The sequence below is a fragment of the Burkholderia sp. BCC1996 genome (assembly GCF_905339955.1).
In the GTDB taxonomy this organism is placed as follows: Bacteria; Pseudomonadota; Gammaproteobacteria; order Burkholderiales; family Burkholderiaceae; genus Burkholderia.
Map to the genome: position 1 here is coordinate 19,401 of NZ_CAJPHM010000023.1, position 26,135 is coordinate 45,535.

Sequence of the window (26,135 nt, forward strand, 5' to 3'; positions counted from 1 at the left end):
GTTCACCAGATTAGACGCCGGCGAACCGGCCGGGACCGGTTAGCGCCCGTGTTCGGAAATCGCGTGGTCTTCGTGCGGTTCAGCGGGTGCGCCGTCGAGCGCGACGTTGGGTAACGTCGCGCCGGTAAGGTGTTCCGCGGAGGCGATCTCGGCGATGGCGGCACGCAACGCGTCAAGACCCTGACCGGTGCGTGCGCTCAAAAAGACGCGCGAAATATTACCATACTCGTCCCGCTCGACCGCGTCGCCGCGGGCCGCCAGCTCAGGCACCGCATCGATCTTGTTGAACACCAGCACCTGCCGGATCGTGTCCGCGCCGATCTCGTGCAGCACGCCGTTCACCTGCTCGATCTGTTCGAGCCGCACCGCGCTCGACGCGTCGACCACGTGCAGCAGCAGATCCGCATGGATCGTTTCCTCGAGGGTCGCGCGGAACGCGGCAACCAGCTGGTGAGGCAGTTCGCGAATGAACCCGACCGTATCGGACACGACGATCTGACCGGCCTCGTCGCCGAGGTACACGCGTCGCGACGTCGTATCGAGCGTGGCGAACAGCTGGTCGGCCGCATAGGCCTGCGCTTTCGTCAGCGCATTGAACAGCGTCGACTTGCCCGCGTTCGTATAGCCGACGAGCGACACCGACATCGTGCCGCTGCGTGCGCGCTGGCGACGCTGCGTGCTGTGCTGCCGGCGCAGCCGGTCGAGCCGCGACTTCAGCATCTTGATGCGCTCGCCGATCAGCCGGCGGTCGGTTTCGAGCTGGGTTTCGCCGGGGCCGCGCAGGCCGATACCGCCCTTTTGCCGCTCCAGGTGGGTCCACGCGCGAATCAGCCGGGTCGACAGGTATTGCAGCTGCGCGAGCTCGACCTGCAGCTTGCCTTCGTGACTGCGGGCGCGCTGCGCAAAGATGTCGAGGATGAGGCTCGTGCGGTCGACCACCCGCCTGTTAAGCGCCTGCTCCAGATTACGTTGCTGGGCCGGTGCCAGTGCGTGATTGAAGATGACGATTTCGACGTTGTGCGCGTCGCAGGCAAGCCGCAATTCTTCGGCTTTGCCGCTGCCGATGAACATCTTGGCATCGGGGCTGGCGCGACGACCTGTGAGGGTGACGGCGGGACGGGCCCCCGCACTGGAGGCGAGAAGACTGAGTTCTTCGAGACTGGCTTCGAAATCGGTCTTGCCGAAGTCGATGCCGACGAGCGCTGCGTTGATCAAATTATCGGGTGTCAAGATAAGGCGGCTGGCATCGGTCGCTCGCGGCGACCGGATGCCGGCCGCTGCGATGGGTTAGGACGAGGCTTCCGCGTCCGGGTGGAAATTCACCGGGCGCGCCGGCACGACCGTCGAGATGGCGTGCTTGTAGACCATCTGGGTCACCGTATTACGGAGCAACACGACGTACTGGTCGAACGATTCAATGTTCCCTTGCAGCTTGATGCCGTTGACGAGATAGATCGAAACGGGAACGTGCTCTTTGCGCAGTGCGTTCAAAAACGGGTCTTGTAACAATTGCCCTTTGTTGCTCATGGCGTACTCCATCTTTTTTTGCAGGTTGATCTGGATTGGCGACGAAGAAAAAGAGATCCGGCGCCAATCGCTACACTATAGCTGATTTTGCCTGCCCCGCCCGGGCGTAGGCCATGCGGCCTATCCCTTGCAGGACCTGCTTCAGCCCTTGTCCGCGTACGGGTTGTTCGACGAACGGAACTCTATGCGCAATGGAGTCCCGGTCAGTGAGAAAGTTTCGCGGAATCGGTTTTCGAGGTAACGCTTGTAGGTTTCCGTCACCGCGTCGAGCGCGTTGCCGTGGATGACGATCAGCGGCGGATTCTGGCCGCCCTGGTGCGCGTAGCGCAGCTTCGGACGCACCGGGCCGCGACGACGCGGCTGCTGGAACTCGACGGCCTCGATCAGCGCGCGCGTGAGCTTCGGCGTCGGCAGCTTCGCCATCGCCGCCGCGTACGCGTCGTCGACCGAACGCATCAGCGCGCCGATGCCGGTCTTCTTCGCGGCCGAAATGTAGTGCGACTTCGCGAAGTCGAGGAATTTCAGCTTGCGGGTCAAATCCGCTTTCGCACGATCGCGCGCGTGGTCGTCGAGACCGTCCCACTTGTTGACGCCGATCACGAGCGCGCGGCCCTGCTCGACGACGAAGCCGGCGATGTGCGCGTCCTGGTCGGAAATGTCCTGCTGCGCATCCAGCAGAAGAATGACGACGTTCGCGTCGGAGATCGACTGCAGCGTCTTCACGACCGAGAACTTCTCGATCGCCTCGAATACCTTGCCGCGGCGGCGCAGGCCCGCGGTATCGATCAGCGTGTATTTCTTGCCGTTACGCTCGAAGTCGACGTAGATCGAATCGCGCGTCGTGCCCGGCATGTCGAACGCGATCACGCGGTCCTCGCCGATCAGCGCGTTCACGAGCGTCGACTTGCCGACGTTCGGGCGGCCGACGATCGCGATCTTGATGCCGCGCGACGGGTCGTCCTCGTCCGCTTCCTCGGGCTGGCCCGCGTACGCGACTTCCAGCGCCTCGTTGATCATGTCGGTCACGCCGTCGCCGTGCGCGGCCGAGATCGCGCGCGGATCGCCGAGGCCGAGCTCGTAGAAGTCGGTCGCGACCGCCGTGTACTTCATCCCCTCGGCCTTGTTGACGACCAGGAAGATCGGCCGGCCGGTCTTGCGCAGGTAGTCGGCGATCGACTTGTCCTGCGGCGCGAGCCCGTTACGACCGTCGACGATGAACACGACGACGTCCGCTTCCTCGACGGCCTGCCGCGTCTGGCGCGCCATCTCGTGCAGGATGCCGTCCTTCGCGACGGGCTCGAAGCCGCCGGTATCGACGACCAGGTACGGCCGTGCGCCGACGCGCCCTTCGCCGTAATGGCGATCGCGCGTCAGGCCCGGCAAGTCGGCGACCAGCGCATCGCGCGAGCGCGTGAGCCGGTTGAACAGCGTGGATTTCCCCACATTGGGGCGCCCAACGAGGGCAATGACCGGTTTCATCTGTGTTTTCTACGGTGATGCGCAGCAGCGGGAGGCCCGCTGCTGCGGGCGGCTGCGCTGAATGAAAATATCACGAATTCGCGCCGCGCCGGATGCGCGCGCCGGGCGCGCGGTGCGCGCCGTCGTCTTTCGTTGCGAACTGCCTTTCAAATACCGAGCGGCCGGGGACACCGGCCGCCTTCATGTCGCGCGACCGCAGCGCGCGGGACAGGCCCGCCGCGCCGCGATTGCGCCTGTTGCGTGCGCGTCAGCGCGGACGGAATCCGTACAGGCCACCGTCCTTGGTCTGCACGACGAGCGTATTGCCCGCCAGGACCGGCGCCGCGGTAATCGCGCTGCCGTCCGTCTTCATCCGGGCGATGAAGCTGCCGTCCTCGCGCGACAGGAAGTGCACGAAGCCCTTGTAGTCGCCCATCACAACCGCATGGCCGAGCAGGTACGGCACGCCGACGTCGCGGCTCTTCAGCTTGTCGTTGCGCCAGAGCGGGTTGCCGCTCGCCGCGTCGTAGGCCGTCACGACCGACCAGTCGTCGCCGCCGGCGACGACCGAATCGTCCTGCGCGAGACCGCTGCGGCTCGAGAACGCCTTTTCCCACAGCGGACGGCCCGAGTTCGCGTCGAAGCAGCCGAGCTGGCCCTGGAACGTGACCGCGCACGCCTGGGCACCCACGAGCGTCGGCGGACCGCTGACGTCGTTGATGCGCTCGACTTCGGTCACGCCCTTCGGGAACGACACGGGCGTCTGCCAGAACGGCTCGCCCGTCTGCAGGTTGATCGCGACCAGACCGCCGCCGGGGAAGCCCGCCAGCACGGCCGCATCGCCCGCGAACGTCATGCCGGCCGACACGCGCAGGTTCAGCGGCACCGCACGGTTGCGGTAGTTCCACTTCTGCTCGCCCGTCTGCCCGTTGAACGCGATCACCTGACCGTCGATCGTGCGCACGATCACGAGGCCGTTGCCGACCAGCGGCGGCGAGAAGATCTCGCCCTGCACGCTCGTCTTCCACAGCTGCTTGCCGTCCGGGCCGAGCACGAACACACCGCCCTTGAGCGCGCCGACGGCGGTCAGGTTGCCGTCGCTGCCGACCCCGGCCGACAGGTCCGAACCGACCTTCGAGCGCCACAGCGTCTGGCCCGTCTTCGCGTCGATCTTCTCGACCGAACCGTTCTCGCCCGCCGCGTAGACGGCGTCGCCCACGGCCACCGGCGAGAACAGGTAGCGCCCGCCCTTGCCGACGCTCGCCTTCCAGACCTGTTGCACGTCCAAGACGGGCTTGAACTCGGTGAGCGGCGTCGGCACGCGGCGCGCGTCCTTCGACGACGAGCAGGCCGCCAATGCCAGGACAGCCGCCGCGCAGGCTACGGGCACAGCGTAACGTTTCAGCAAATTCATCGGTTAGCGAAGCAGAGTTAAGAGGTTGAGGGGGCCGCGATCAGCCGCCGAGCGCATCGAGCTTGAACTGCACGAGCTGGCGCGCGGACTGGTCGTCCTGCGACAGGCCGGCGAGCGCGAGCTTGTACGCGGCGCGCGCATCGTCGGTCTTGCCTTGCGCCGCGAGCAGATCGCCGCGGCGATCGGCCACGAGGCCCTTGAATGCATCCACCGGCGTGCCGGACAGCAGCGCGAGGCCCGCGTCGTACGCCTTCTCGTCGAGCAGCAGCGACGCGAGACGCAGCTTCGCGATCTGCTTGTACTCGTCGTCCTTGGCGTGATCGGCGGCCCATTGCAGCTGCGCCTTCGCGCCGGCGGCATCGCCGGCCGCGTACAACGTCTTCGCCGCCGTGAGCGCGGTCATCTGCGCATACGGCGTGCTGCCGAACTTGTCTTCCATGTCGGCGGCCGCACGGGCCATCGTCGCCTTGTCGTTCGCGGCGGCGGCCTTCTGCACCTGCTCGTACAACCCGGAAGCCTCGGCGGCCTGACGGCGCTGCCAGTAATTCCAGCCGTTGAAACCGGCCGCGACGACCAGCGCCGCGAGCACGATCCACGTCGTGAGGTTGCCCCAGCGGGCCCACCACGCCTTCAGACTTTCAATCGATTCTTGTTCGTCGTGATAACTCATCGGCGAGCGATTCCTTCCATTTCAGGCTTTTCTTGTCGAGCGAATGCCAGCGCGATCAGTCGTCGCCGTCTTCGGCGGATGCAACCATCGCATTGATTAGGAATTCGGTCAAGCTTTCGACCGGTACGGTCTGCTGAACGTTCTTTTCCCCGTCCTCGCCCGCGCCGCGCAGCGCTTTCACGCCCACCGTGCCGTTCGCGACCTCTTCTTCGCCGAAGATCACCGCGAACGCGGCACCGCTCGCGTCGGCCCGTTTCATCTGCGACTTGAAGCTTGCCGGGCCGCCGTCGGCGCTGCAGTGGAAAATCACGTCGAGGCCCGTATCGCGCAGACGCTCGGCCGCGATGAACGCCTGTTCGCGCGCCGTCTCGCCCTGGTGCACCACGTACACGTCGACACCTTCCTGCTCGGGCGCGAGATCCTCTTCCTTCAGCAGTTCGAGAATGCGCTCGATGCCCATCGCCCAGCCGCACGCGGCGGTCGGCTTGCCGCCGAGCTGCTCGATCAGCGGATCGTAGCGGCCGCCGGCCGCGACCGTGCCCTGCGCGCCGAGCTTGTCGGTCACCCACTCGAACACGGTCAGGTTGTAGTAGTCGAGGCCGCGCACGAGACGCGGGTTGATCTTGAACGGGATGTTGTTCGCGAGCAGCAGGCGCTGCAGCCCTTCGAAGTGGGCACGCGACTCGTCGCCGAGGAAGTCGATCAGCTTCGGCGCGTTCTGCGCGATTTCCTGCAGCGCCGGGTTCTTCGTGTCGAGCACGCGCAGCGGGTTCGTATACAGGCGACGCTTCGCGTCCTCATCCAGCACGTCGGCGAACTGCTCGAGATACTTGATCAGTTCGACGCGGTGCGCGGCACGCTCTTCCGCGAGGCCGAGCGAGTTGATCTCGAGCTTGATGCCGGTTAGGCCGAGGTCGTCCCACAGGCGCTGGCACATCATGATGATCTCGGCATCCGCATCCGGGCCCGCGAAGCCGAGCGCCTCGACGCCGACCTGGTGGAACTGGCGGTAGCGGCCGCGCTGCGGACGCTCGTGACGGAACATCGGGCCGATGTACCACAGGCGCTTCGGGCCGTCGTACAGCATGTTGTGCTCGATCGACGCGCGCACGACCGCCGCGGTGTTCTCCGGGCGCATCGTCAGGTTCTCGCCGTTCAGCGCATCGGTGAAGCTGTACATCTCCTTCTCGACGATGTCCGTGACTTCGCCGATGCCGCGCGTGAAGAGCTGCGTGTGTTCGACGATCGGCGTGCGGATGTTCTGGTAGCCGTACGCGCGCAGCAGCGATTTCACGGTAGCTTCGAAGAACTCCCAGAGGCCGGCATCCTGCGGGAGGATGTCGTTCATGCCCTTGACGCCGGTGAGCTTCTCGATCTTGCGTTTCTGTTCAGTCATCGTTCGTGTGTGTGGACGAATTTAGTTCAGGGCCTCGGTACGGCCGTAATTGCGTGCGACGTAGTCGCTGACGATCTGCTGGAATTCCTCGGCGATCCGCTCGCCGCGCAGCGTCTTGACCTTCTCGCCGTCGATGAAGACGGGCGCGGCCGGGTTCTCGCCCGAACCCGGCAGGCTGATGCCGATGTTCGCGTGCTTCGATTCGCCCGGGCCGTTGACGATGCAGCCCATCACCGCGACGTTCATCTTCTCGACGCCCGGATACTCCTTGCGCCAGACCGGCATCTGCTCGCGCAGGTAGGTCTGGATCTGCATCGCGAGTTCCTGGAACAGCGTGCTCGTGGTGCGTCCGCAACCCGGGCACGCGATCACCATCGGCGCGAACGAGCGCAGGCCCATCGTCTGCAGGATTTCCTGGCCGACGATCACTTCGCCCGTGCGCGACGCACCCGGTTCCGGCGTCAGCGAAATGCGGATCGTGTCGCCGATCCCTTCCTGCAGCAGCACGCCGAGCGCGGCCGTCGACGCGACGATGCCCTTCGAGCCCATGCCGGCCTCGGTCAGCCCGAGATGCAGCGCGAAGCCGCAGCGGCGGCCGAGTTCGCGGTACACGGCGATCAGGTCCTGCACGCCGCTGACCTTGCACGACAGCACGATGCGATCGCGGCCGAGGCCCAGCTCGACCGCGCGCTCGGCCGAGCCGATCGCCGACTGGATCAGCGCTTCGTACATCACGCTCTGCGCATCCCACGGCTGCGAGCGCGCGCCGTTCTCGTCCATCATGCGCGCGAGCAGATCCTGGTCGAGGCTGCCCCAGTTCACGCCGATCCGCACCGGCTTGTCGTACTTCGCCGCGGCTTCGATCATCTGCGCGAACTGCGTGTCGCGCTTCGCGCCCTGGCCGACGTTGCCCGGGTTGATCCGGTACTTCGACAGCGACTCCGCGCAGCCCGGGTAGTCGCGCAGCAGCAGGTGGCCGTTGTAGTGGAAATCGCCGACGAGCGGGACGGTCACGCCCATCCGGTCGAGCTGCTCGCGGATCGCCGGCACGGCGGCCGCGGCCTCCGGCGTATTGACCGTGATGCGCACCAGTTCGGAGCCCGCGTTCGCGAGTTCCTTGATCTGGATCGCCGTGCCGATCGCGTCGGCCGTGTCGGTATTCGTCATCGACTGCACGCGCACCGGCGCATCACCGCCGATCGTCACGAGCTGCCCGCCCCAACGAACATCCACCGCATGCGACACGCGACGCGGCTGATGCCCGCCGAACACCGGCTCGGTTGAACAAATCTGACTGCTGCGTGGGGATTGAGCTTCGGATTGCATCGATAGATCCATTTACGCGGAATGCGCCGCGAGGCGGCGCATGAATTGAAAAAGCGCCGTGCCCTCGCGGCCCGTCCAGGACAGGCCTGCGCCACGGCGCTTGACGTCAGGGCAGCGTGAACCGCGCCACGTTACCCCGCGCTGCCGAATATTTTGCCGGATCGACCGGCTTTCCGTCGAACGCGACCGTATCAAGGCCTGCCTTGTTGCCAATCGTGACCTTGAACGGACCGTCGCCGGCGACCTGCTTCGTCTCGCCGGCCCGCACCAGCGCCGAGAACAGTTCCTTGCCGCTCTTGTCGCGCACGCTGAACCAGCAATCCTGCTTGACCTTCAGTTCGACCATCGACTGGCCTGCCGCGACCGCGACGCTCGCGGGCTGGGCCGGCACGGCCGCGCTGCTCGCCGCGGCCGGCGCGACGACCGGTTGCGACGCGGGCACGGCGGCCGTCGGGGCCGAGGCCGGAGCCGGAGCAGCCGACGCAACGGCCTGCGGCGCCACGGCGGATGCCGCAACCTGCGCCGGGGCTTCGTTGACGGCTGCCGCCGACGCGCCGCCCGCGGCTGCCGCTTCGACGGAAGACGCCGCCGGCGCGCTGGCCGCCGATGCGTGTTCCGTGGCGCCGCCCTTGAAGCGCGCGAGCCAGCTCGACGAATCGCCGCCAGTGTGCCACATGAGTACCGCGATCACCGCGACGACGACGATCGCCGTCCCCCACAGCCACGGATGATGGTGCGACGACCCGCCAAGCGGAATCGACACGCGGCCGCGCGGCAGATCCGTCCCCGACGACGCGGGCATCGACAGATCGACTTCCTGCACGCCACGCTCGCGGCGCAATGCATGGGCGAACGGCTCCGGATCGACGCCGAGCATCTTCGCGTAGCTGCGCACGACGCCGAGCGCGAACGTCACACCGGGCAAATGGCTGATGTCGCCAGCCTCGAGCGCACGCAGCTTCTGCGGAGCGACCTTGAGCCGCGCCGACACGTCGTCGACCGTCCAGCCCTTCGCCTCCCGGAGCTGCGCCAGCCGGCTGCCGACGGCCGCCAGCGTTTCAAGCCCCGCCGGTGCCGGCTTCGCGGCATTCGTCTCTGCGCCGTTGGTCGGCTGCGGCTCACTCATCCTTGTCCTCGCGTCGATTCTTCTTCACTGGCGGGCGCCGCCGGCTCCCGCAACTGTCCACATCATGCGCGGCGCCGAGGCGCCGCGACCGATCGCTATTCGCGTGTTGTACCGCAAGAAGTCCAGGCATCCGCACCCATGCGGCCCCGACCAGGCGTCCCCGTCAGATCGCCCGAACTTCGATGATTTTTGCTGCTGCGCCCGTTCGCTCCGCCAGGCGCGTGCGGTCCTTCACGGCGCCGGCCAGCTGGCCGCACGCGGCGTCGATGTCGTCGCCGCGCGTCTTGCGCACGGTCGTGACGACACCCGCGTCGATGAGGACCTGTGCAAAGCGCTTGATCTGCTCCGGCTTCGAGCGGATGAGGCCCGATTCCGGAAACGGATTGAACGGGATCAGGTTGAACTTGCAGGGCACGTCACGCGTGACGGCCAGCAGTTCGCGCGCATGCGCTTCGGTGTCGTTGACGCCGTCGAGCATGCAGTATTCGAAAGTAATGAAGTCGCGCGGTGCGACTTTCAGATAGCGCTGGCACGCGGCCATCAGTTCGCGAAGCGGATGCTTCTTGTTGAGCGGCACCAGTTCGTCGCGCAGCGCATCGTTCGGCGCGTGCAGCGAAACGGCGAGCGCGACCGGCAATTCGGCGCCGAGGCGGTCCATCATCGGCACCACGCCGGACGTCGACAACGTGACGCGGCGGCGCGACAGGCCGTACGCGTTGTCGTCGAGCATCAGCCGCATCGCGGGCACGACCGCGCTGTAATTCAGCAGCGGCTCGCCCATGCCCATCATCACCACGTTGGTGACGACCCGTTCGGCCTTGCCGTTCGGACCGGGTGCGCGACCCAGCGACGCACGCAGCGCAAACTCGGCCATCCGGAGCTGACCGATGATTTCGGCTGTCGACAGGTTGCGGGAGAAGCCCTGCTTGCCCGTCGAGCAGAAGCGGCAGTTGACCGCGCACCCGGCCTGCGAAGACACGCACAGCGTGCCGCGCGTCTCTTCCGGGATGAAAACGGTTTCGACCGCATTGCCGTTTCCGACGTCGATCAGCCACTTGCGCGTGCCGTCGGTGGAAACGTGATCGCTGACGATATCGGGCATCACGATCGACGCGCGGCCCTTGAGCTTTTCTCTCAGGGACTTCGCGAGATCGGTCATGCCGTCGAAATCGCCGGCGTTGTACTGATGGATCCAGCGCTGCAACTGCTTGGCGCGGAACGGCTTCTCGCCGAGGCTGCCGCAGTACGCGACAAGACCCTCGGCATCGAAGTCGAGAAGATTGACGGAAGTTTCGCTCGTCATGATGTGCTGCCTTGCCGCGTGCGCTGAATCCTGCCTACTTGTTGCCAGCCAGGGCTTAGCGCGAGTAGACGTTCATTTCCGGGAAGAAGAACGCGATTTCGACCGCGGCCGTTTCGGCTGCGTCCGAGCCGTGCACGGCGTTCGCGTCGATGCTGTCGGCGAAGTCGGCGCGGATCGTGCCCTTTTCCGCCTTCTTCGGATCCGTCGCGCCCATCAGGTCGCGGTTCTTCAGGATCGCGCCTTCACCTTCCAGAACCTGGATCATCACCGGGCCCGAGATCATGAAGTCGACGAGGTCCTTGAAGAACGGACGTGCTGCGTGAACTGCGTAGAACTTCTCTGCGTCCGCACGCGACAGGTGTGCCATGCGCGATGCGACGATCTTCAGGCCGGCGCCTTCGAAACGGCTGTAGATCTGGCCGATCACGTTCTTTGCCACCGCATCCGGCTTGATGATCGACAGGGTGCGCTCGATTGCCATAAAAACTCCAAGAAATTAAGAAGTTACAGGTTCAAATGAATCCGCTATTGTAGCACGATCCCGTGTATCATTGCGATTGAACCCTTACACGAGTGAAAGGTTCCAAATCCATATGTTTTTTGCGCCGCCCGGCATTGAAACCTCGCGGCACGGAACGTATCTTAGCCATAGCTGCTCCGGTTTGCTGCGCCGCACACCGCGCGCGCCGAACCGGCCCCGGACGCCCACGCGTTCAATGTTAGGAGAAACCATGAACGACTATCCGTACAATTTCGGCCGCGGCGGCTCCGTCAGCACCGCGGAGGTTCGCAATCGCGTGCTGCGGAACACGTACTGGCTGCTCGCGCTGTCGATGGTGCCGACGGTGCTCGGGGCATGGGTCGGCGTCGCGACGGGCTTCTCGCTGTTCGCGGCCACGAGCCCGATGATGAGCCTGCTCGCGTTCTTCGCAATCGCGTTCGGCTTCATGTTCGCGATCGAGCGGACGAAAAACAGCGCAGCTGGCGTGTTCGTGCTGCTCGGCTTCACGTTCTTCATGGGCCTGATGCTGTCGCGCCTGCTGAGCTTCATCCTCGGCTTCTCGAACGGACCGTCGCTGATCATGCTCGCGTTCGGCGGCACCGGCATCATCTTCGCCGCGATGGCGACGATCGCCACGGTCAGCAAGCGCGACTTCTCCGGGCTCGGCAAATGGCTGTTCATGGGCGTGATCGTGATCCTGCTGGCCTCGGTCGCGAACATCTTCCTGCAACTGCCGGCGCTGATGCTCACCGTGTCGGTGCTCGCGATCGCGATCTTCTCGGCCTACATGCTGTTCGACGTCCAGCGCGTCGTGAACGGCGGCGAGACGAACTACATCTCGGCCACGCTCGCGATCTACCTCGACCTGTACAACGTGTTCACGAACCTGCTCGCGCTGCTCGGCATCTTCGGCGGCAACCGCAACTGACGTTCGCCGTACCCGATGAAAAAACCGGCCCTCGGGCCGGTTTTTTTACGTCCGCCGCCCGCTCAGTCGCGCTCGAACAGCGCGATCGATTCGACGTGCGACGTATTCGGAAACATGTTCACGACGCCGGCGCCCTTCAGCCGGTAGCCGGCCTCGTGCACGAGCAGGCCTGCGTCGCGCGCGAGCGTCGACGGGTTGCACGACACGTAGACGATGCGCTTCGGCAGCGGGCCCTCGCCGCTCTGCGCGATTTCGGCCAGCGCCTTCGACACCGCGAGCGCGCCTTCGCGCGGCGGGTCGATCAGGAACTTGTCGAAGGCGCCGAGCGCACGCAGGTCGTCGCCCGTCACCTCGAACAGGTTCCGGCACGCGAACGTCGTATGGCCGTCGACGCCGTTCTCGCGCGCATTCGCGAGCGCGCGGGTCGTCAGCGTCTCGCTGCCTTCGATGCCCATCACCTCGCGCGACAGCCGCGCGAGCGGCAGCGTGAAGTTGCCGATCCCGCAGAACAGGTCGAGCACGCGATCGTCGCGCGACGGCGCGAGCAGGCGCAACGCGCGACCCACCAGCACGCGGTTGATCTGATGGTTGACCTGCGTGAAGTCGGTCGGCTTGAACGGCATGCGGATGCCGAACTCCGGCAGCGTATAGTCGAGCGGCACGTCGAGCGGATAGAACGGCGTCACCGTGTCCGGGCCCTTCGGCTGCAGCCAGAACTGCACCTTGTGCTCGTCGGCGAACGCGCGCAGCAGCGCTTCGTCGTCCGCATTGATCGGCTCCAGCACGCGCAGCACCAGTGCCGTGACTTGCGAACCGACCGCGAGCTCGATCTGCGGCATCCGGTCACGGATCGACAGCCCCTCGACCAGCCGGCGCAGCGGCACGAGCATCGCCGACACGTGCGGCGGCAGCACTTCGCAGCTCGTCATGTCGGCGACATAGCTGCTCTTCTTTTCATGGAACCCGACCAGCACGCCGCCCTTCTTCGCGACGTTGCGCACGGTCAGGCGCGCACGATAACGGTAGCCCCACGACGGGCCGTGGATCGGCGCGAACATCGTCTCGGCGCGCAGCTTCGACAGGTGCCACAGGTTGTCCTCGAGCACGCGCTGCTTGATCGCGACCTGCGCGCGCATGTCGAGGTGCTGCATCGAGCAGCCGCCGCAGGTGCCGAAGAATGCGCACTTCGGCTGCGTGCGCAGCACGCTCGGGCGCAGAATGTCGACAACGGTCGCCTGCTCGTAGCTCGGCTTGCGACGGTAGCTCGAATAGGTCACGCGCTCGCCGGGCAGCGCACCCTCGACGAAGATGACCTTGCCCGGCGTGCCGTCCTCGGTCGCCGTGCGGCCGACACCGCGCGCTTCCATGTCGAGCGATTCGATCTCGAGAACCGGGGCAGGCCCGGGCGCGACGGGCGCATTTTTCGATTTGCGCGCAGAAGTGGGGACGGCTTCGGACACCAGCTTTTCCTGACAAAACGTTGAAGAAGGCGAGATTGTAGACGACGAAAGCCCGCGTCGCCCGCTTTCGTGGCGCAAGCGTCGATACTGACGCCTCTGCCGCGCCGCGTCATGCGGGAACGACCTGCAGGCCGCCCGCCGCCGACCCGCATGCGCGGCCTCTCGCGAGCTCAGCCGGCGGCACACGTTCTGCTCGCAACAGACTCAGAAGACTCGGGAGAATCGACCATGCGACTGATCGACTGGAACATCCAATGGGGTCGGGACGCGGACGGCGTCGTCGACCTGCCGCGCACGATCGCCGCCGCTCGCCGGCTCGGCGACTTCGACGTGCTGTGCCTGCAGGAAGTCACGCGCGGTTTCGGCGCACTGCCCGGCCAGCCCGGCCCCGACCAGTTCGCCGAACTGGCGGCGTTGCTGCCCGGTTATACGATCGTCGAGGCGGTCGGCGCCGACCTGCCGCCGCTCGAACCCGGCGCACCGCGCCGCCAGTTCGGCAATGCGGTCGCGACCCGGCTGCCGATCGGGCGCGTGCTGCGCCAATTGCTGCCGTGGCCGGCCGACGCCGACGCGCCTTCCATGCCGCGCGTCGCGCTCGACGTCGAACTGGTGTTACCGTCGGGTCGGCTGCGGGTCGTCACGACGCATCTGGAATTCTATTCGGCGCGCCAGCGACTCGCGCAGGTCGACGCATTGCGCGCCCGGCACCGCGAAGCGTGTGCGCATGCCGACCAGCCTGCGCCGGCCGAAAATGCCACGGGGCCGTTCAGCGAGACCGGCCAGCCGCGTGATGCCATCCTCTGCGGCGACTTCAACAGCGCGTTCGGCAGCGACGCGTACCGGCGCATGCTCGAGCCGATCGCCGACGCACCGTCGTTCGTCGATGCGTGGATCGCCCGGCACCCGGGCCGCACGCCGCCGCCGACCGCCGGCGTCTACGACACGGCGCAATGGTCCGACGGGCCGCTCGCATGCGACTTCGTGTTCGTGACCGATACGCTGCTGGCGCGCGTCACGCGCTGCGAAATCGACGGCGACGCGCGCGAATCGGACCACCAGCCGGTCGTGCTCGAACTCGATCGAAATTGATCGCGGCCGCCATGCGGGCCGCCCGCGTCACGCGTCGAAACCGGCCAGGTATTCGGCCCAGTGCGACGCGGGCTCCTGCGCGAGCGAATTCTTCACGAGCAGGATCTCGTCCGCATATTCGCTCGGCGTCAGGCCGCCGCGCATCAGCTGGAACCGGCAATACAGCAGGTAGGTATTGACGACGTCCGTTTCGCAATAGTTGCGGATCTCCTCGATCCGGCCATCCTGGAACGCCGGCCACACCTGGCTGCCGTCCATTCCGAGCTTGCCCGGGAAGCCGCACAGCTTCGCGAGCGCGTCGAGCGGCGCATTCGCGCGCGCCTGATACATCGCGAGCACGTCCATCAGATCGGTGTGCCGCGAGTGATAACGCGAGATGTAGTTGTTCCACTTGAACTCGCGGTCGTCCTCGCCCAGATCCCAGTAGCGCGTCGCGGGGATCCCGTGCACGAGCGCACGGTAATGGAGCACCGGCAGATCGAAGCCGCCGCCGTTCCACGACACGAGCTGCGGCGTGTATTTCTCGATCACGCGATAGAACGACTGGACCAGTGTCGCCTCATTGTCCTGGGGTGTGCCCAACGACCGAACGCGGAAACCGTTGTTGTCGCGGAACACGCACGAGATCGCCGCGATGCGCTGCAGGTGATGCGGCAGGAAATCGCTGCCGGTCTTCTCGCGGCGCGCGGCGAACGCATGTTCGGCCACCGCAGCATCGTCCAGCGTCGCGGGCAGGTCTTCAAGACGGCGAATGCCGTCGACATCGGGAATGGTCTCGATGTCAAAAACGAGAATCGGTGTCATCAGTTACAGAACGGCGTCCTTGCGCACGCCATTGGAGGCAAAGAACCGCTTGAGGCGCACCAGCGCTTCCTGCTGGATCTGCCGCACGCGCTCGCGCGTGAGCCCCATCTCGTCGGCCAGCTCCTCGAGCGTGGCCGGTTCGATGTGGTTCAGGCCGAAGCGGCGCTCGATCACGTGCCGATGCTTGTCGGACAGCCGCGACAGCCATGCGCGCGTGAGCGTCTCGAGTTCGCGGTGCTGCACCTCCGCGTCGGGCGACTGGCTCTGGTCGTCGGGCAGCAGGTCGAGCAGGCTGCTCGCGGGGTCGAGATCGAGCGGCGCGTCGAGCGACGCGGTGTGCTCGTTGAGCGCGAGGATGTCGGTGACTTCCTCGGCGGTCTTGCCGGTGAGATAGGCGATGTCGTCGATGCTGGCTTCACGGCGCTCGGCCGCCTCGCCCGTCGACATCGAATTCTTTTCGAGGTGGCGCTTCGCGCGCAGCACCTGGTTCAGTTCGCGGATCACGTGCACGGGCAGACGCACGGTGCGAGCCTGGTTCATGATCGCCCGTTCGATGCTCTGCCGGATCCACCACGTCGCGTAGGTCGAGAACCGAAAGCCACGCGTCGGATCGAATTTCTCGATCGCGTGCATCAGGCCGAGGTTGCCCTCCTCGATCAGGTCGAGCAGCGGCACGCCGCGGTTCAGGTAACCCTTCGCGATACTGACGACGAGACGCAGGTTGCGCTCGATCATCACCTGCCGCGCCTCGAATTCGCCGGCCTTCGCAAGACGCGAATAGCGCTGCTCCTCCTCGACGGTCAGGAGCGGCTTCACGCTGATACGGTTCAGGTAATGCTGGATCGTGTCGGCCGTGAGTTCGGCCTGCAGCAATGCGCGGAAATCGTCGACGTCGGGCGTGGCTTCCGCCCGGCCTTCGTGCTCGTCGTCGCCGTCCGCTTCGGCGTCGCGTGCCTCGAGATCACGTTCGTTTTCCGCGACGTCGTCTTCGTCGTCCGTCGAAGCGCCAGCTCGCTCCACCGATGCTTGCGTGGCACGACTGATCTTCTCAGATTCGGCTTGCGGCTCGTGGCGCTTCGATTTCGGCATGGTCGTCTCGGTTATTGAGGCGGCAAATACTTCAGCGGATCGACAGGTTTACCCTGCCGGCGAACCTCGAAATGCAGCATCACGCGGTCGGCATCGCTATTACCCATCTCGGCGATCTTCTGCCCCTTCGTTACCGCGTCCCCCTCTTTTACCATCAAAGCGCGATTGTGTGCATACGCCGTGAGGTAAGTTGCATCGTGTTTGATGATAATGAGGTTGCCATAGCCACGCAGGCCGTTGCCCGAGTAGACGACGCGGCCGTCGGCCGCCGCCTTCACGGCCTCGCCGGACGTGCCGCCGATATTGACGCCCTTGTTCTTCGCGTCGTCGAAACCGTTCAGCACCGGACCGCGCACGGGCCATGCGAACGTCACGGGGCCGCTCGGCGCGGCTGCCGTATCGCTCGATGCAGCGGCAGCCGGCGGCGTGCTCGCGGACGACGAGCCCGCGGCCGGCGTCGCGGGACCGCTGCTGAGCGGCGCGGTCGCGACGGCGGCGCCGGTGATCGGTGCGGCAGCCGGCGAGCCGGCAAGCGCGGCACCGCCCGGCGGCGCGACACGCAGCAGTTGATCGACTTCGATCTGATTCGGGTTCGCCAGGTTGTTCCAGGTGGCGATGTCGCGATAGTTCTGCCCGTTCTCGAGCGCGATCCGGTACAGCGTATCGCCCGGTTTCACACGGTAGAAGCCGGGGGGCGGCGGGCCGAGCGGCACTGCCGGCTGCGCGGCGGCGGTCGTGCCGAGCGATCCGGAGCGGTCGACGACGGGCGCGTTGTCGAGCCGCGTCGCACAGGCGGCCAGCAGCGTGGAGAACGCAGCCACACAGATCGCGCGCTGGGCGAACGTGAGCGGTTCCCTGGTTCGGTTGTTTTGCATCGCGCGCAACATACTCATCGGTTTCAAATCACTCCGGATTTTAAAGGGACAAAGAAAACGCGATCAAGCCGGGACTCCCGCCATTGCGCGTGCGCGACGCGCTCGACGAGCGTGAGCACCTGAGGCTGCCCGCTCTGCGCGCCGACCGGCGCGACGAGCCGCCCGCCGATCGCGAGCTGCTCGAGCAGCGCCTGCGGCACGTCGAGCCCCGCCGCCGCGATCACGATCGCGTCGAACGGGCCCGCGGACGGCAGGCCGACACGCCCGTCGCCGTAATGCAGACGGATGTTCGGCACGCGCAGCGGCCGCAGGTTCAGCTTCGCGCGCTCGTAGAGCGGCTTGATGCGTTCAATCGAATACACGTCGCGTGCCACGTGACTCAGCACCGCGGCCTGGTAGCCGCAACCGGTGCCGATCTCGAGGACGCGCTCGAGCGTGCGGCCGGCCATCGCGAGCTCGATCATGCGCGCGACGACCGACGGCTTTGAAATCGTTTGCTGGTGGCCGATAGGCAACGCGGCATCCTCGTACGCCTGCGTCGCGAGCCCGGGATCCACGAACAGGTGGCGCGGCACCGCGGCCATCGCATCCAGCACGCGCGCGTCGGTCACGCCGTTCGCGCGCAGGCGTTCGACCATGCGCTCGCGCACACGTTCCGACGTCAACGCGAATGCACCGGCCGGCGCGACGCTCGGCGCCGCCGGCTTCGGCATCGCGGGCTTCAGCGCGGTCGGCTTCGGTGCGCTCGCCGGCTTCGCGGCGGCCGCACCGGGCACCGTGCGCGCGACGCCCGCCTTCACCGCCACCGGCTTCAGCACGGCAGCGGGCTTGTCGACGGCCTTCGGCACCGCGCTCGCCGCATGGCGTTCACCGGCCCGGCCGTCCGATTTGCGTGGCGCTCGCTTGAGATCTTCGAGCGCGAGCGGGAACCGCTTCGCGCGCTCGCCGCTCATGAAGCACGCCCTCCTGCGCGCGCCCATTCGCGCGTTGCAGGCAGCATTTGCGTATGCGTGAGATCGAGCTGCAGCGGCGTGATCGAGACGAAACCGTTTGCGACGGCGTGGAAATCGGTGCCTTCGCTCGCGTCCAGCGCCGCACCCGCGGCACCGATCCAGTAGACCGGCTCGCCGCGCGGGTCGGTCTGGCGAATCACCGGCTGGGACGGGTGACGCTTGCCGAGGCGCGTGACCTGCCAGCCTTTCAGTTCGTCGTACGGCAGATTCGGAATATTGACGTTCAGCAGCGGCTGACCGGGCAGCGGATGCGCGAGAAAGTGCTCGACGATTTCCGCGGCGACGCGCGCCGCATCCGCCAGATGCGCCCAGCCCTTGTCGGCCAGCGAAAACGCGATGGCCGGCACGCCGAACATGATGCCTTCGGTGGCGGCCGCAACTGTCCCTGAATAGAGCGTGTCTTCGCCCATGTTCTGGCCGTTGTTGATCCCGGACACGACGAGGTCGGGCCGCGCGTCGGCCATCCCGGTCAGCGCGACGTGCACCGAATCGGTCGGTGTGCCGTTCACGTAGAAGAAACCCGTATTCGTCGCGCGCTGCACCGACAGCGGCCGCGACAGCGTCAGGGAATTCGACGCGCCGCTGCAATTCTGCTCGGGCGCGATCACCGTGAGGTCGGCAAGCGGCTGCAGCGCGTCGCTGAGCGCGGCGAGACCGGGGGCGAGATAGCCGTCGTCGTTGCTGAGTAGGATTCGCATCCGGCGATTGTAACCGAGGAAAGATGGCGCGAGAGCGACAGTCCGGCGGGTGCGGACAGGCCCGCACGCACGACGCGCGCGCGGTGCGCCGTCGCATCGCGCGGCGGCGTTTGCAGGTTCGGGAAAACGCGGTGCCGCCCGGGTTTTCCCCTCGAAGGGCCGCCGTGACGAGATGCCCGTTCGGCAAACCTGACGCGCAGCGTCGAGTGCGCGGCGCTCAGATCGCGCCGGCCTCGCGCAGCGCGGCGATCGCCTGCGCGTCGTAGCCGAGACTGTGCAGCACCTCGTCCGTATGCTCGCCGAGTTCCGGCCCGAGCCAGCGTGTTTCGCCCGGCGTGCCGGACAGCTTCGGCGTGATGTTCGGCAACGGAATGTCGGTGCCGTCGGCCAGCTTGAAACGCTGGATCATCTGCCGCGCGATGAACTGCGGATCGGTGAACATGTCGGCGGCGCTGTAGATGCGCCCGGCCGGCACGTCGGCCGCATTGAGCACCGCCAGCGCGTCGTCGATCGTGCGCGGCGCGAGCCAAGCGGCGATCGCGTCGTCGATCTCCTGCGTGCGCGGCACGCGTCCGTCGTTGCGAGCGAGCGCGGGATCGTCGGCGAGGTCGTCGCGTTCGATTGCCTTCATCAGCCGCTTGAAGATCGGGTCGCTGTTGCCGCCGATCACGATGCTGCCGTCGCGGCACGCGTAGGTGTTCGACGGCACGATGCCCGGCAGCGACGCGCCGGTGCGCTCGCGCACCATCCCGTACACGCCGTACTCGGGCACCACGCTTTCCATCATGTTGAACACCGCCTCGTACAGCGCAACGTCGACCACCTGCCCCGCGCCACCGTTCACGTTGCGGTGGTGGAGCGCCATCATCCCGCCGATCACGCCGTGCAGCGCGGCGATCGAGTCGCCGATCGAGATGCCGATGCGCGGCGGCGGCAAATCGGGATAGCCGGTGATGTGGCGCAAGCCGCCCATCGATTCGGCGATCGCGCCGAAGCCGGGCCGGTCGCGGTACGGGCCGGTCTGCCCGTAACCGGACAGGCGCACCATCACGAGCCCGGGGTTGTCGGCCGACAGCACGTCGTAGCCGAGCCCGAGCTTCTCGAGCAGGCCCGGGCGGAAGTTCTCGATCACGATGTCGGCCTCGCGCGCGAGTTGCCGCGCGATCGCCTTGCCGGCATCGGATTTCAGGTTGAGGGTGACCGATTTCTTGTTGCGTGCCTGGACCGACCACCACAGCGACGTGCCGCCCTGCTCCGGATGCAGCTTGCGCCACTTGCGCAGCGGGTCGCCGCCGTTCGGATCCTCGATCTTGATGACTTCCGCGCCGAATTCGGCAAAGAGGCGCGACGCGAACGGCCCCGCGATCAGCGTCCCGAATTCGAGCACTTTGACGCCCGCGAGCGGGCCCTGGCTGGTGCTCATGTGTCTCCCTGGCATGAGGAACGGCGCCGCCGGCCGGCGGCGCCCGGCTTACATCGTGCGGCGGTCGAGCATCGCGCGGGCGATGGTGCCCGCGTCGACGTATTCGAGTTCGCCGCCCACCGGCACGCCGCGCGCGAGGCGCGTGACCGCGAGCCCGCGCGCCTTCAGCGTCTGGCCGAGGTAGTGCGCGGTGGCTTCGCCCTCGTTCGTGAAGTTGGTCGCGAGCACGACCTCCTTGACGACACCGTCGGACGCACGCCGCACGAGGCGGTCGAAATGGATTTCCTTCGGGCCGATCCCGTCGAGCGGGCTCAGCCGCCCCATCAGCACGAAATACAGCCCGCGGTACGTCATCGTCTGCTCGAGCATGATCTGGTCGGCCGGCGTCTCTACGACGCACAGCAGCGTCGGATCACGCTCCTCGTCGCTGCACACCTCGCAGATCTGCGCCTCCGTGAAGGTATTGCACCTCTCGCAGTGCTGCAGGTGCTCGGTCGCGAACAGCAACGACCGGCCGAGCCGTTCCGCGCCCTCCCGATCGTGCTGCATCAGGTGGTACGCCATGCGTTGCGCGGATTTCGGCCCGACGCCGGGCAATACGCGCAACGCTTCGACGAGCGCGGACAGGGCGGACGGCTGTTTCATACGGCGGCTGAAAGCTGAACGGAGGCTGCGCTCAGAACGGCAGCTTGAAACCCGGGGGCAGCGGCAGGCCCGACGTCATGCCGCTCATCTTTTCCTGCGACGTCGCTTCGGCCTTGCGCACCGCATCGTTGAACGCGGCCGCGACCAGATCCTCGAGCATGTCCTTGTCGTCCGCGAGCAGGCTCGGGTCGATCGCCACGCGACGCACTTCGTTGCGGCAGGTCATCGTCACCTTGACGAGGCCGGCGCCCGACTGCCCTTCGACTTCGATCTGCGCAAGCTGCTCCTGCATCTTCTTCATGTTTTCCTGCATTTGCTGCGCTTGCTTCATCAGTCCGGCGAGGTTGCCTTTCAACATGGGAATACTCCTTCTTGATCGTGTGAAAACCGGCACGCGGCGCGTGCCGGTCAATGTGTGCGGGCGTGATTGTGCCTGTCGCAGTGCGATTCGTTCAATGCAGCGTCGGCGGCGTGCCGTCCGGCGCCGGATCGGCGAGCGGCCGCACCGAGCCTTCGACGATACGCGCGCCGAAGTCACGCACGAGCTGCTGGACGAACGGATCGCCATGGATGTCCTGCTCTGCCTCGCGCTGGCGTGCCGCACGTGCAGCCGCATCGAGTGCCGCCGCGGTGCGCCGCGCGGGCCCGACCTCGACCGCGACCTCGACGGCCTTGCCGAGCGCATCGGCCAGGGCCGCCTTCAGTTTCGCGACCTGGGCGGCATCCGCATACTGCGGCACCGGCACGGACAGTTTCAACGTCGTCGCGTCGACGGCCGTCAGCTCGCTGTTGAATGCAAGCTGATACGCGACGCCCTTCAGCGGCAACCGCGCGGCCAGCGCCGGCCATTCGCCGTCGAAGCCGACCGGGTCGAGCGCGATCGCGGGCGGCAGCGGGCGCGTGTCGACCGGCGCGGACGGACGGGACTCCACTGCCTTCGGCGCAATGCGCACGTCGTCGGGGCCGCTGTCGAACACGGGCACGAAGCCGTCGTCCGCCGCACCGCCGAACATCTCGTCGGCGCTGAGCGGCACATATTCGTCCGGCGGAATGTCTTCCCACGGCGGCGGGGCCTGGCGCGTGTCGGCAGCCTGCGGCGCGCGGGCCGCCGCGCGCGGCGTCGGTACCTGCACGGCAGGACGTGATGCCGCCGGCTTTTCGGCGGCCGGCTGGGCCGCCGCCGGCTTGGGCGCGGCACCCGCACGCGCGCGGTCGGACGACACGCGCATGCCGGCGTTGCGCAGCACGTCGAGTGCAGCAGCTGCACCGCCGCGGGCAGACGGGCGCGCGGCGGGTTCGGCCGGCGCAGCACGCGGCGCCGGTTCGGCAGGCAGCGCAGGTTCGTCGTTGCGCTTGGCGGCGGCAACCGGCGGTTCAGGTTCGTTGCGGACGGCCGGCGGTGCATCGCTCGGCGGTACCGCCTGAGGTGCCGGGATCGCTTGCGGCTGCGGTGCGGCCGGCGCTGCGGTCGCAGCCGATGTTGCCGCGGATGCAGATTCAGATGCCGGTGTCGAAACAGCCTTCACTGCCGGCGCAATCGCCGCATCGTCGGACTGGACCGCTGCCGGACGCGCAGCGGGCGCAGCCGCTTGCGGACGTGCGGCCGCCACGGCTGCCGGCTGCGGCGCCGACGACCTGGGTGCCGCAGCCGACGCAACGGCAGCGGCCGCACGCGGCGCGGATGCTGGTGCAGGCACGGCACGCGGCACGGCCGGCTGACCGCCCGGCGCACTGCCGGCGCCGACGGCCGGCTCGAACGCGAGCATCCGCAGCAACGTCATCGTGAAGCCGGCGTATTCGTCCGGCGCAAGGCCGAGCTCCGCGCGCCCGACCGTCGCGATCTGATAGAACAGCTGAACCTGCTCGGGGCTCAGCGTCTCCGCGAAGCGGCGCAGATCGGCCGCTTCCGGCCATTCGTCGAGCACCGACCCCGGCGCGAACTGCGCCCAGGCGATCCGGTGCAGCAGGCTGGCGAGATCCTGCAGCGCGGTGGAAAAGGACAGGCTGCGCAGCGACATCTCGTCGGCGATCGCGAGGATCTCCGGGCCGGCGCCGGCCGCGAGCGCATCGAGCAGGCGCACCATGTAAGTCTGGTCGAGCGCGCCGAGCATGCCCGACACTGCCGATTCGGTCACTTCGTTCGCCGAGTACGCGATCGCCTGGTCGGTCAGCGACAGCGCATCGCGCATGCTGCCCTGCGCGGCGCGCGCGAGCAGACGCAGCGCCTGCTGCTCGAACGAGATCCGCTCTTCGCCGAGGATCCGTTCGAGGTGCGACACGATGTGCCCGGCCGGCATCTGCTTCAGGTTGAACTGCAGGCAGCGCGACAGCACGGTGACGGGAATCTTTTGCGGATCGGTGGTCGCGAGGATGAACTTGACGTGCGGCGGCGGCTCCTCGAGCGTCTTCAGCATCGCGTTGAACGCGTGGTTCGTCAGCATGTGCACTTCGTCGATCATGTAGACCTTGAAGCGCGCATCGACGGGCGCGTACACCGCGCGCTCGAGCAGCGCGGCCATTTCGTCGACGCCGCGGTTGCTCGCGGCATCCATTTCGACGTAGTCGACGAAGCGGCCTTCGTCGATCTCGCGGCACGCGCGGCACACGCCGCACGGCTGCGACGTGACGCCGGTTTCACAGTTGAGCGCCTTCGCGAAGATCCGCGACAGCGTCGTCTTGCCGACGCCGCGGGTTCCGGTAAACAGATAGGCGTGATGGAGACGCCCGCCGTCGAGCGCGTGCGTGAGCGCCCTGACGACGTGCTCCTGGCCGACGAGCGAAGCGAAATCCTTCGGACGCCACTTGCGTGCGAGAACTTGATAGGTCATCGGGAAATTGTATCAGTAACGCTGCGTCGCGCCGACACGCGAAACGGTGCGGAAAACGAGCAAGACGCAGGTAAAACGGAGAATGACGCAGAAATAAAAAACGCCCGGCGAACGGGGCGAGAGGAAAGGTGACGAGCCCGACCCTCGGCACTGGCAGAAAACGATTGTGGCTGCTTCGTTCCCGACCTGACCAGGTTCACCGCCCCACCATGCGAGGAGGCCCGTCACGGCATATTCTATCACCGCTTCCGGCCAAATGCGACCGTTTGTTCGCAACAATGCGCACGATCGAGCGAACCGGCGCGCGTACGGGCCCGTCGATCCGGCGCGAACAGGCGCGAACAGGTGGACAGATTCCGCGATAGAGACCGCGGCTCTTGTATTTTGCGAGGCGGCCTCCACGTTCGGATCACAACGGTCGAACGGCGCGTCGTACCCCTACTCGCGTAGCGGCTACTATCGCCGCCCGCAGCAGATAGCAATTTAGGCTAATATGACGCCCGAACGACCCGCGAGCCGCGCCAAGCAGCGCTTACGCCCCTCCTTCCGGGGAGCGGAGTGACCTGCCGCAGCGGCCGGCAGCCGACAGGCCGCCGGAGCGCCGCAACGCGCCAAGCAGGCAGTCCCCGAACCGTAAGAGGTATTGACCCAATGAGCGAACAGATCAAACACATCAGCGACGCATCGTTCGAACAGGACGTCGTCAAATCCGACAAGCCCGTGCTCGTCGACTTCTGGGCCGAATGGTGCGGCCCGTGCAAGATGATCGCCCCGATCCTCGACGAAGTCGCGAAGGACTACGGCGACAAGCTGCAGATCGCCAAGATCAACGTCGACGACAACCAGGCAACGCCTGCGAAGTTCGGCGTGCGCGGCATCCCGACGCTGATCCTGTTCAAGAACGGCGCGGCCGCCGCACAGAAGGTCGGTGCGCTGTCGAAGTCGCAACTCACCGCATTCCTGGACAGCCACCTGTAATACCGGCCGTTCCGCGGACGTGTTGTCAACCGACAACACGTCCGCCGTCAAGCCGCCGATCGGCCGCTCAGGCGCGAATCGGCGTATGCTAGAATCAAAAAACGTCTACAAGACGCATTAAGTCTCAGAGCGCCTCCGCTCGCCCCTCCTCCCTTATTTCTTTTCGTCGCTTCTCCTCCCTGGCGGGTTCTCCGTATGCATTTATCCGAGCTCAAGTCTCTGCACGTGTCCGAACTGATCGAAATGGCCAATGGCCTGGAGATCGAAAACGCGAACCGCCTGCGCAAGCAGGAGCTGATGTTCGCCATTCTCAAAAAGCGCGCCAAGACGGGAGAGACGATCTTCGGCGACGGTACGCTCGAAGTGCTGCCGGACGGCTTCGGCTTCCTGCGCTCGCCGGAAATGTCGTACCTCGCGAGCACCGACGACATCTACATCAGCCCGTCGCAGATCCGCCGCTTCAACCTGCACACCGGCGACACCATCGAAGGTGAAGTCCGCACGCCGAAGGACGGCGAGCGCTACTTCGCGCTGGTGAAGGTCGACAAAGTCAACGGGCAGCCGCCCGAGGCCTCGAAACACAAGATCATGTTCGAGAACCTCACGCCGCTGCACCCGAACAAGCCGCTGTCGCTCGAACGCGAAATGCGCGGCGAAGAAAACGTCACGGGCCGCATCATCGACATGATCGCGCCGATCGGCAAGGGCCAGCGCGGCCTGCTCGTCGCGTCGCCGAAGTCGGGCAAGACCGTGATGCTCCAGCACATCGCGCACGCGATCAAGCAGAACCATCCGGACGTGATCCTGTTCGTGCTGCTGATCGACGAGCGCCCCGAAGAAGTGACCGAAATGCAGCGCTCGGTCGCCGGCGAAGTGATCGCATCGACCTTCGACGAACCGGCCACGCGTCACGTGCAGGTCGCCGAAATGGTGATCGAGAAGGCCAAGCGCCTCGTCGAAATGAAGCACGACGTCGTGATCCTGCTCGACTCGATCACGCGTCTCGCACGCGCATACAACACCGTGATCCCGGCGTCGGGCAAGGTGCTGACGGGCGGTGTCGACGCGAACGCGCTGCAGCGCCCGAAGCGCTTCTTCGGTGCCGCGCGCAACATCGAGGAAGGCGGCTCGCTGACGATCATCGGCACCGCGCTGATCGAGACCGGTAGCCGCATGGACGACGTGATCTACGAAGAGTTCAAGGGCACCGGCAACATGGAAGTGCACCTCGAGCGCCGTCTCGCGGAAAAGCGCGTCTATCCGTCGATCAACCTGAACAAGTCGGGCACGCGCCGCGAAGAAATGCTGATCAAGCCCGAGATCCTGCAAAAGATCTGGGTGCTGCGCAAATTCATCCACGACATGGACGAAGTCGAGGCGATGGAGTTCCTGCTCGACAAGATCCGCCAGACGAAGAGCAATTCCGAGTTCTTCGACCTGATGCGCCGCGGCGGCTAATCGCCCTCGCCCCGCACCGAACGGCCGCCCGCGCGTTTCGCCCGGCGGCCGTTTTTTCGCGCCAACCTGTACGTGAACGTACAGGTTGATCTATAATCGCGCCATCGTCCCGACCGAAGCCCCTG

General features: G+C 66.4%; 24 protein-coding genes and 1 other RNA gene. 4 read left to right on the plus strand and 21 right to left on the minus strand.

Annotated features, from left to right (window positions below; translation table 11 throughout):
- Positions 1-39 precede the first annotated feature (39 nt).
- From hflX to ndk, 10 genes are all read right to left on the minus strand, one after another.
- On the minus strand, positions 40-1,215 hold the full coding sequence (gene hflX, locus U4Z64_RS28285; RefSeq protein ID WP_321821737.1) for a GTPase HflX: 1,176 nt from the start codon (positions 1,213-1,215) through the stop codon (positions 40-42).
- 72 nt (positions 1,216-1,287) lie between these two features.
- The gene (gene hfq / locus U4Z64_RS28290; protein ID WP_006399927.1) at positions 1,288-1,527 is read right to left on the minus strand and encodes an RNA chaperone Hfq; all 240 of its coding nucleotides are present in this window, start codon (positions 1,525-1,527) and stop codon (positions 1,288-1,290) included.
- Between the two features lie 141 nt (positions 1,528-1,668).
- Positions 1,669-3,006, minus strand: a complete 1,338-nt coding sequence (der, locus tag U4Z64_RS28295; RefSeq protein ID WP_044848985.1) for a ribosome biogenesis GTPase Der — start codon at positions 3,004-3,006, stop codon at positions 1,669-1,671.
- Positions 3,007-3,253: 247 nt separating this feature from the next.
- Positions 3,254-4,399 carry an outer membrane protein assembly factor BamB gene (bamB, locus tag U4Z64_RS28300; protein ID WP_044848984.1) on the minus strand — a complete coding sequence of 382 codons (1,146 nt, stop codon included), beginning with the start codon at positions 4,397-4,399 and terminating at the stop codon, positions 3,254-3,256.
- A gap of 40 nt (positions 4,400-4,439) precedes the next feature.
- The gene (locus U4Z64_RS28305; protein ID WP_044848983.1) at positions 4,440-5,069 is read right to left on the minus strand and encodes a tetratricopeptide repeat protein; all 630 of its coding nucleotides are present in this window, start codon (positions 5,067-5,069) and stop codon (positions 4,440-4,442) included.
- Between the two features lie 55 nt (positions 5,070-5,124).
- Complete coding sequence (hisS, locus tag U4Z64_RS28310; RefSeq protein ID WP_044848982.1) at positions 5,125-6,465, minus strand: histidine--tRNA ligase; 1,341 nt, start codon at positions 6,463-6,465, stop codon at positions 5,125-5,127.
- Between the two features lie 21 nt (positions 6,466-6,486).
- Entirely contained in the window at positions 6,487-7,791 is a 1,305-nt protein-coding gene (gene ispG / locus U4Z64_RS28315; RefSeq protein ID WP_027787235.1) for a flavodoxin-dependent (E)-4-hydroxy-3-methylbut-2-enyl-diphosphate synthase, read from the minus strand.
- Between the two features lie 106 nt (positions 7,792-7,897).
- Positions 7,898-8,917: a helix-turn-helix domain-containing protein gene (locus U4Z64_RS28320; protein WP_321821706.1), complete on the minus strand. Its 1,020-nt coding sequence runs from the start codon at positions 8,915-8,917 to the stop codon at positions 7,898-7,900.
- A 163-nt stretch (positions 8,918-9,080) separates the two neighbouring features.
- The gene (rlmN, locus tag U4Z64_RS28325) at positions 9,081-10,220 is read right to left on the minus strand and encodes a 23S rRNA (adenine(2503)-C(2))-methyltransferase RlmN (protein ID WP_044848980.1); all 1,140 of its coding nucleotides are present in this window, start codon (positions 10,218-10,220) and stop codon (positions 9,081-9,083) included.
- Between the two features lie 55 nt (positions 10,221-10,275).
- Positions 10,276-10,701, minus strand: a complete 426-nt coding sequence (gene ndk / locus U4Z64_RS28330) for a nucleoside-diphosphate kinase (RefSeq protein ID WP_006478674.1) — start codon at positions 10,699-10,701, stop codon at positions 10,276-10,278.
- Between the two features lie 250 nt (positions 10,702-10,951).
- On the opposite strand from ndk, the gene U4Z64_RS28335 reads away from it, so the two are divergent.
- Entirely contained in the window at positions 10,952-11,650 is a 699-nt protein-coding gene (locus U4Z64_RS28335) for a Bax inhibitor-1/YccA family protein (RefSeq protein ID WP_006761414.1), read from the plus strand.
- Positions 11,651-11,712: 62 nt separating this feature from the next.
- Here U4Z64_RS28335 and rlmD read toward each other — a convergent pair whose 3' ends face one another.
- Positions 11,713-13,110: a 23S rRNA (uracil(1939)-C(5))-methyltransferase RlmD gene (gene rlmD / locus U4Z64_RS28340; protein ID WP_321801009.1), complete on the minus strand. Its 1,398-nt coding sequence runs from the start codon at positions 13,108-13,110 to the stop codon at positions 11,713-11,715.
- A 228-nt stretch (positions 13,111-13,338) separates the two neighbouring features.
- Here rlmD and U4Z64_RS28345 point away from each other — a divergent pair, with 228 nt between their 5' ends.
- On the plus strand, positions 13,339-14,199 hold the full coding sequence (locus tag U4Z64_RS28345; RefSeq protein WP_321821707.1) for an endonuclease/exonuclease/phosphatase family protein: 861 nt from the start codon (positions 13,339-13,341) through the stop codon (positions 14,197-14,199).
- Positions 14,200-14,226: 27 nt separating this feature from the next.
- Here U4Z64_RS28345 and U4Z64_RS28350 read toward each other — a convergent pair whose 3' ends face one another.
- The 10 genes from U4Z64_RS28350 to ffs form a co-directional block, all read right to left on the minus strand.
- Positions 14,227-15,003, minus strand: coding sequence for a 3'-5' exonuclease (locus U4Z64_RS28350; protein WP_044848977.1), 777 nt, complete (start codon positions 15,001-15,003; stop codon positions 14,227-14,229).
- A 3-nt stretch (positions 15,004-15,006) separates the two neighbouring features.
- On the minus strand, positions 15,007-16,092 hold the full coding sequence (gene rpoS / locus U4Z64_RS28355) for an RNA polymerase sigma factor RpoS (RefSeq protein WP_321821708.1): 1,086 nt from the start codon (positions 16,090-16,092) through the stop codon (positions 15,007-15,009).
- An 11-nt stretch (positions 16,093-16,103) separates the two neighbouring features.
- Complete coding sequence (locus U4Z64_RS28360; protein WP_044848976.1) at positions 16,104-16,985, minus strand: peptidoglycan DD-metalloendopeptidase family protein; 882 nt, start codon at positions 16,983-16,985, stop codon at positions 16,104-16,106.
- A gap of 5 nt (positions 16,986-16,990) precedes the next feature.
- The gene (locus tag U4Z64_RS28365; protein ID WP_321821709.1) at positions 16,991-17,920 is read right to left on the minus strand and encodes a protein-L-isoaspartate(D-aspartate) O-methyltransferase; all 930 of its coding nucleotides are present in this window, start codon (positions 17,918-17,920) and stop codon (positions 16,991-16,993) included.
- The gene (gene surE, locus U4Z64_RS28370; protein WP_124486298.1) at positions 17,917-18,678 is read right to left on the minus strand and encodes a 5'/3'-nucleotidase SurE; all 762 of its coding nucleotides are present in this window, start codon (positions 18,676-18,678) and stop codon (positions 17,917-17,919) included. The genes U4Z64_RS28365 and surE overlap by 4 nt, the downstream gene beginning before the upstream one ends.
- Before the next feature lie 217 nt (positions 18,679-18,895).
- Positions 18,896-20,101: a CaiB/BaiF CoA-transferase family protein gene (locus tag U4Z64_RS28375; RefSeq protein WP_321821710.1), complete on the minus strand. Its 1,206-nt coding sequence runs from the start codon at positions 20,099-20,101 to the stop codon at positions 18,896-18,898.
- 48 nt (positions 20,102-20,149) lie between these two features.
- Positions 20,150-20,746 carry a recombination mediator RecR gene (recR, locus tag U4Z64_RS28380; RefSeq protein WP_124646350.1) on the minus strand — a complete coding sequence of 199 codons (597 nt, stop codon included), beginning with the start codon at positions 20,744-20,746 and terminating at the stop codon, positions 20,150-20,152.
- A gap of 31 nt (positions 20,747-20,777) precedes the next feature.
- Positions 20,778-21,104: a YbaB/EbfC family nucleoid-associated protein gene (locus U4Z64_RS28385; protein ID WP_006755698.1), complete on the minus strand. Its 327-nt coding sequence runs from the start codon at positions 21,102-21,104 to the stop codon at positions 20,778-20,780.
- 94 nt (positions 21,105-21,198) lie between these two features.
- Positions 21,199-23,574: a DNA polymerase III subunit gamma/tau gene (locus U4Z64_RS28390; protein WP_321821711.1), complete on the minus strand. Its 2,376-nt coding sequence runs from the start codon at positions 23,572-23,574 to the stop codon at positions 21,199-21,201.
- A gap of 127 nt (positions 23,575-23,701) precedes the next feature.
- Positions 23,702-23,800, minus strand: an RNA gene (gene ffs / locus U4Z64_RS28395) — signal recognition particle sRNA small type.
- 425 nt (positions 23,801-24,225) lie between these two features.
- Here ffs and trxA point away from each other — a divergent pair.
- Positions 24,226-24,552 carry a thioredoxin TrxA gene (trxA, locus tag U4Z64_RS28400; protein WP_006402348.1) on the plus strand — a complete coding sequence of 109 codons (327 nt, stop codon included), beginning with the start codon at positions 24,226-24,228 and terminating at the stop codon, positions 24,550-24,552.
- A 195-nt stretch (positions 24,553-24,747) separates the two neighbouring features.
- A complete protein-coding gene (gene rho / locus U4Z64_RS28405; RefSeq protein WP_006478662.1) occupies positions 24,748-26,010 on the plus strand; it encodes a transcription termination factor Rho in 1,263 nt (420 codons plus the stop codon).
- The last annotated feature ends 125 nt before the right edge of the window (positions 26,011-26,135 follow it).

Bases quoted from the DNA above. Each gene is read 5' to 3' on its own strand.
- hfq (WP_006399927.1), bottom strand. From the start codon at position 1,527: ATGAGCAACAAAGGGCAATTGTTACAAGACCCGTTTTTGAACGCACTG.
- der (WP_044848985.1), bottom strand. From the start codon at position 3,006: ATGAAACCGGTCATTGCCCTCGTTGGGCGCCCCAATGTGGGGAAATCC.
- bamB (WP_044848984.1), bottom strand. From the start codon at position 4,399: ATGAATTTGCTGAAACGTTACGCTGTGCCCGTAGCCTGCGCGGCGGCT.
- U4Z64_RS28305 (WP_044848983.1), bottom strand. From the start codon at position 5,069: ATGAGTTATCACGACGAACAAGAATCGATTGAAAGTCTGAAGGCGTGG.
- hisS (WP_044848982.1), bottom strand. From the start codon at position 6,465: ATGACTGAACAGAAACGCAAGATCGAGAAGCTCACCGGCGTCAAGGGC.
- ispG (WP_027787235.1), bottom strand. From the start codon at position 7,791: ATGCAATCCGAAGCTCAATCCCCACGCAGCAGTCAGATTTGTTCAACC.
- U4Z64_RS28320 (WP_321821706.1), bottom strand. From the start codon at position 8,917: ATGAGTGAGCCGCAGCCGACCAACGGCGCAGAGACGAATGCCGCGAAG.
- rlmN (WP_044848980.1), bottom strand. From the start codon at position 10,220: ATGACGAGCGAAACTTCCGTCAATCTTCTCGACTTCGATGCCGAGGGT.
- ndk (WP_006478674.1), bottom strand. From the start codon at position 10,701: ATGGCAATCGAGCGCACCCTGTCGATCATCAAGCCGGATGCGGTGGCA.
- U4Z64_RS28335 (WP_006761414.1), top strand. From the start codon at position 10,952: ATGAACGACTATCCGTACAATTTCGGCCGCGGCGGCTCCGTCAGCACC.
- U4Z64_RS28345 (WP_321821707.1), top strand. From the start codon at position 13,339: ATGCGACTGATCGACTGGAACATCCAATGGGGTCGGGACGCGGACGGC.
- U4Z64_RS28350 (WP_044848977.1), bottom strand. From the start codon at position 15,003: ATGACACCGATTCTCGTTTTTGACATCGAGACCATTCCCGATGTCGAC.
- rpoS (WP_321821708.1), bottom strand. From the start codon at position 16,092: ATGCCGAAATCGAAGCGCCACGAGCCGCAAGCCGAATCTGAGAAGATC.
- U4Z64_RS28360 (WP_044848976.1), bottom strand. From the start codon at position 16,985: ATGAGTATGTTGCGCGCGATGCAAAACAACCGAACCAGGGAACCGCTC.
- U4Z64_RS28365 (WP_321821709.1), bottom strand. From the start codon at position 17,920: ATGAGCGGCGAGCGCGCGAAGCGGTTCCCGCTCGCGCTCGAAGATCTC.
- surE (WP_124486298.1), bottom strand. From the start codon at position 18,678: ATGCGAATCCTACTCAGCAACGACGACGGCTATCTCGCCCCCGGTCTC.
- U4Z64_RS28375 (WP_321821710.1), bottom strand. From the start codon at position 20,101: ATGAGCACCAGCCAGGGCCCGCTCGCGGGCGTCAAAGTGCTCGAATTC.
- recR (WP_124646350.1), bottom strand. From the start codon at position 20,746: ATGAAACAGCCGTCCGCCCTGTCCGCGCTCGTCGAAGCGTTGCGCGTA.
- U4Z64_RS28385 (WP_006755698.1), bottom strand. From the start codon at position 21,104: ATGTTGAAAGGCAACCTCGCCGGACTGATGAAGCAAGCGCAGCAAATG.
- U4Z64_RS28390 (WP_321821711.1), bottom strand. From the start codon at position 23,574: ATGACCTATCAAGTTCTCGCACGCAAGTGGCGTCCGAAGGATTTCGCT.
- trxA (WP_006402348.1), top strand. From the start codon at position 24,226: ATGAGCGAACAGATCAAACACATCAGCGACGCATCGTTCGAACAGGAC.
- rho (WP_006478662.1), top strand. From the start codon at position 24,748: ATGCATTTATCCGAGCTCAAGTCTCTGCACGTGTCCGAACTGATCGAA.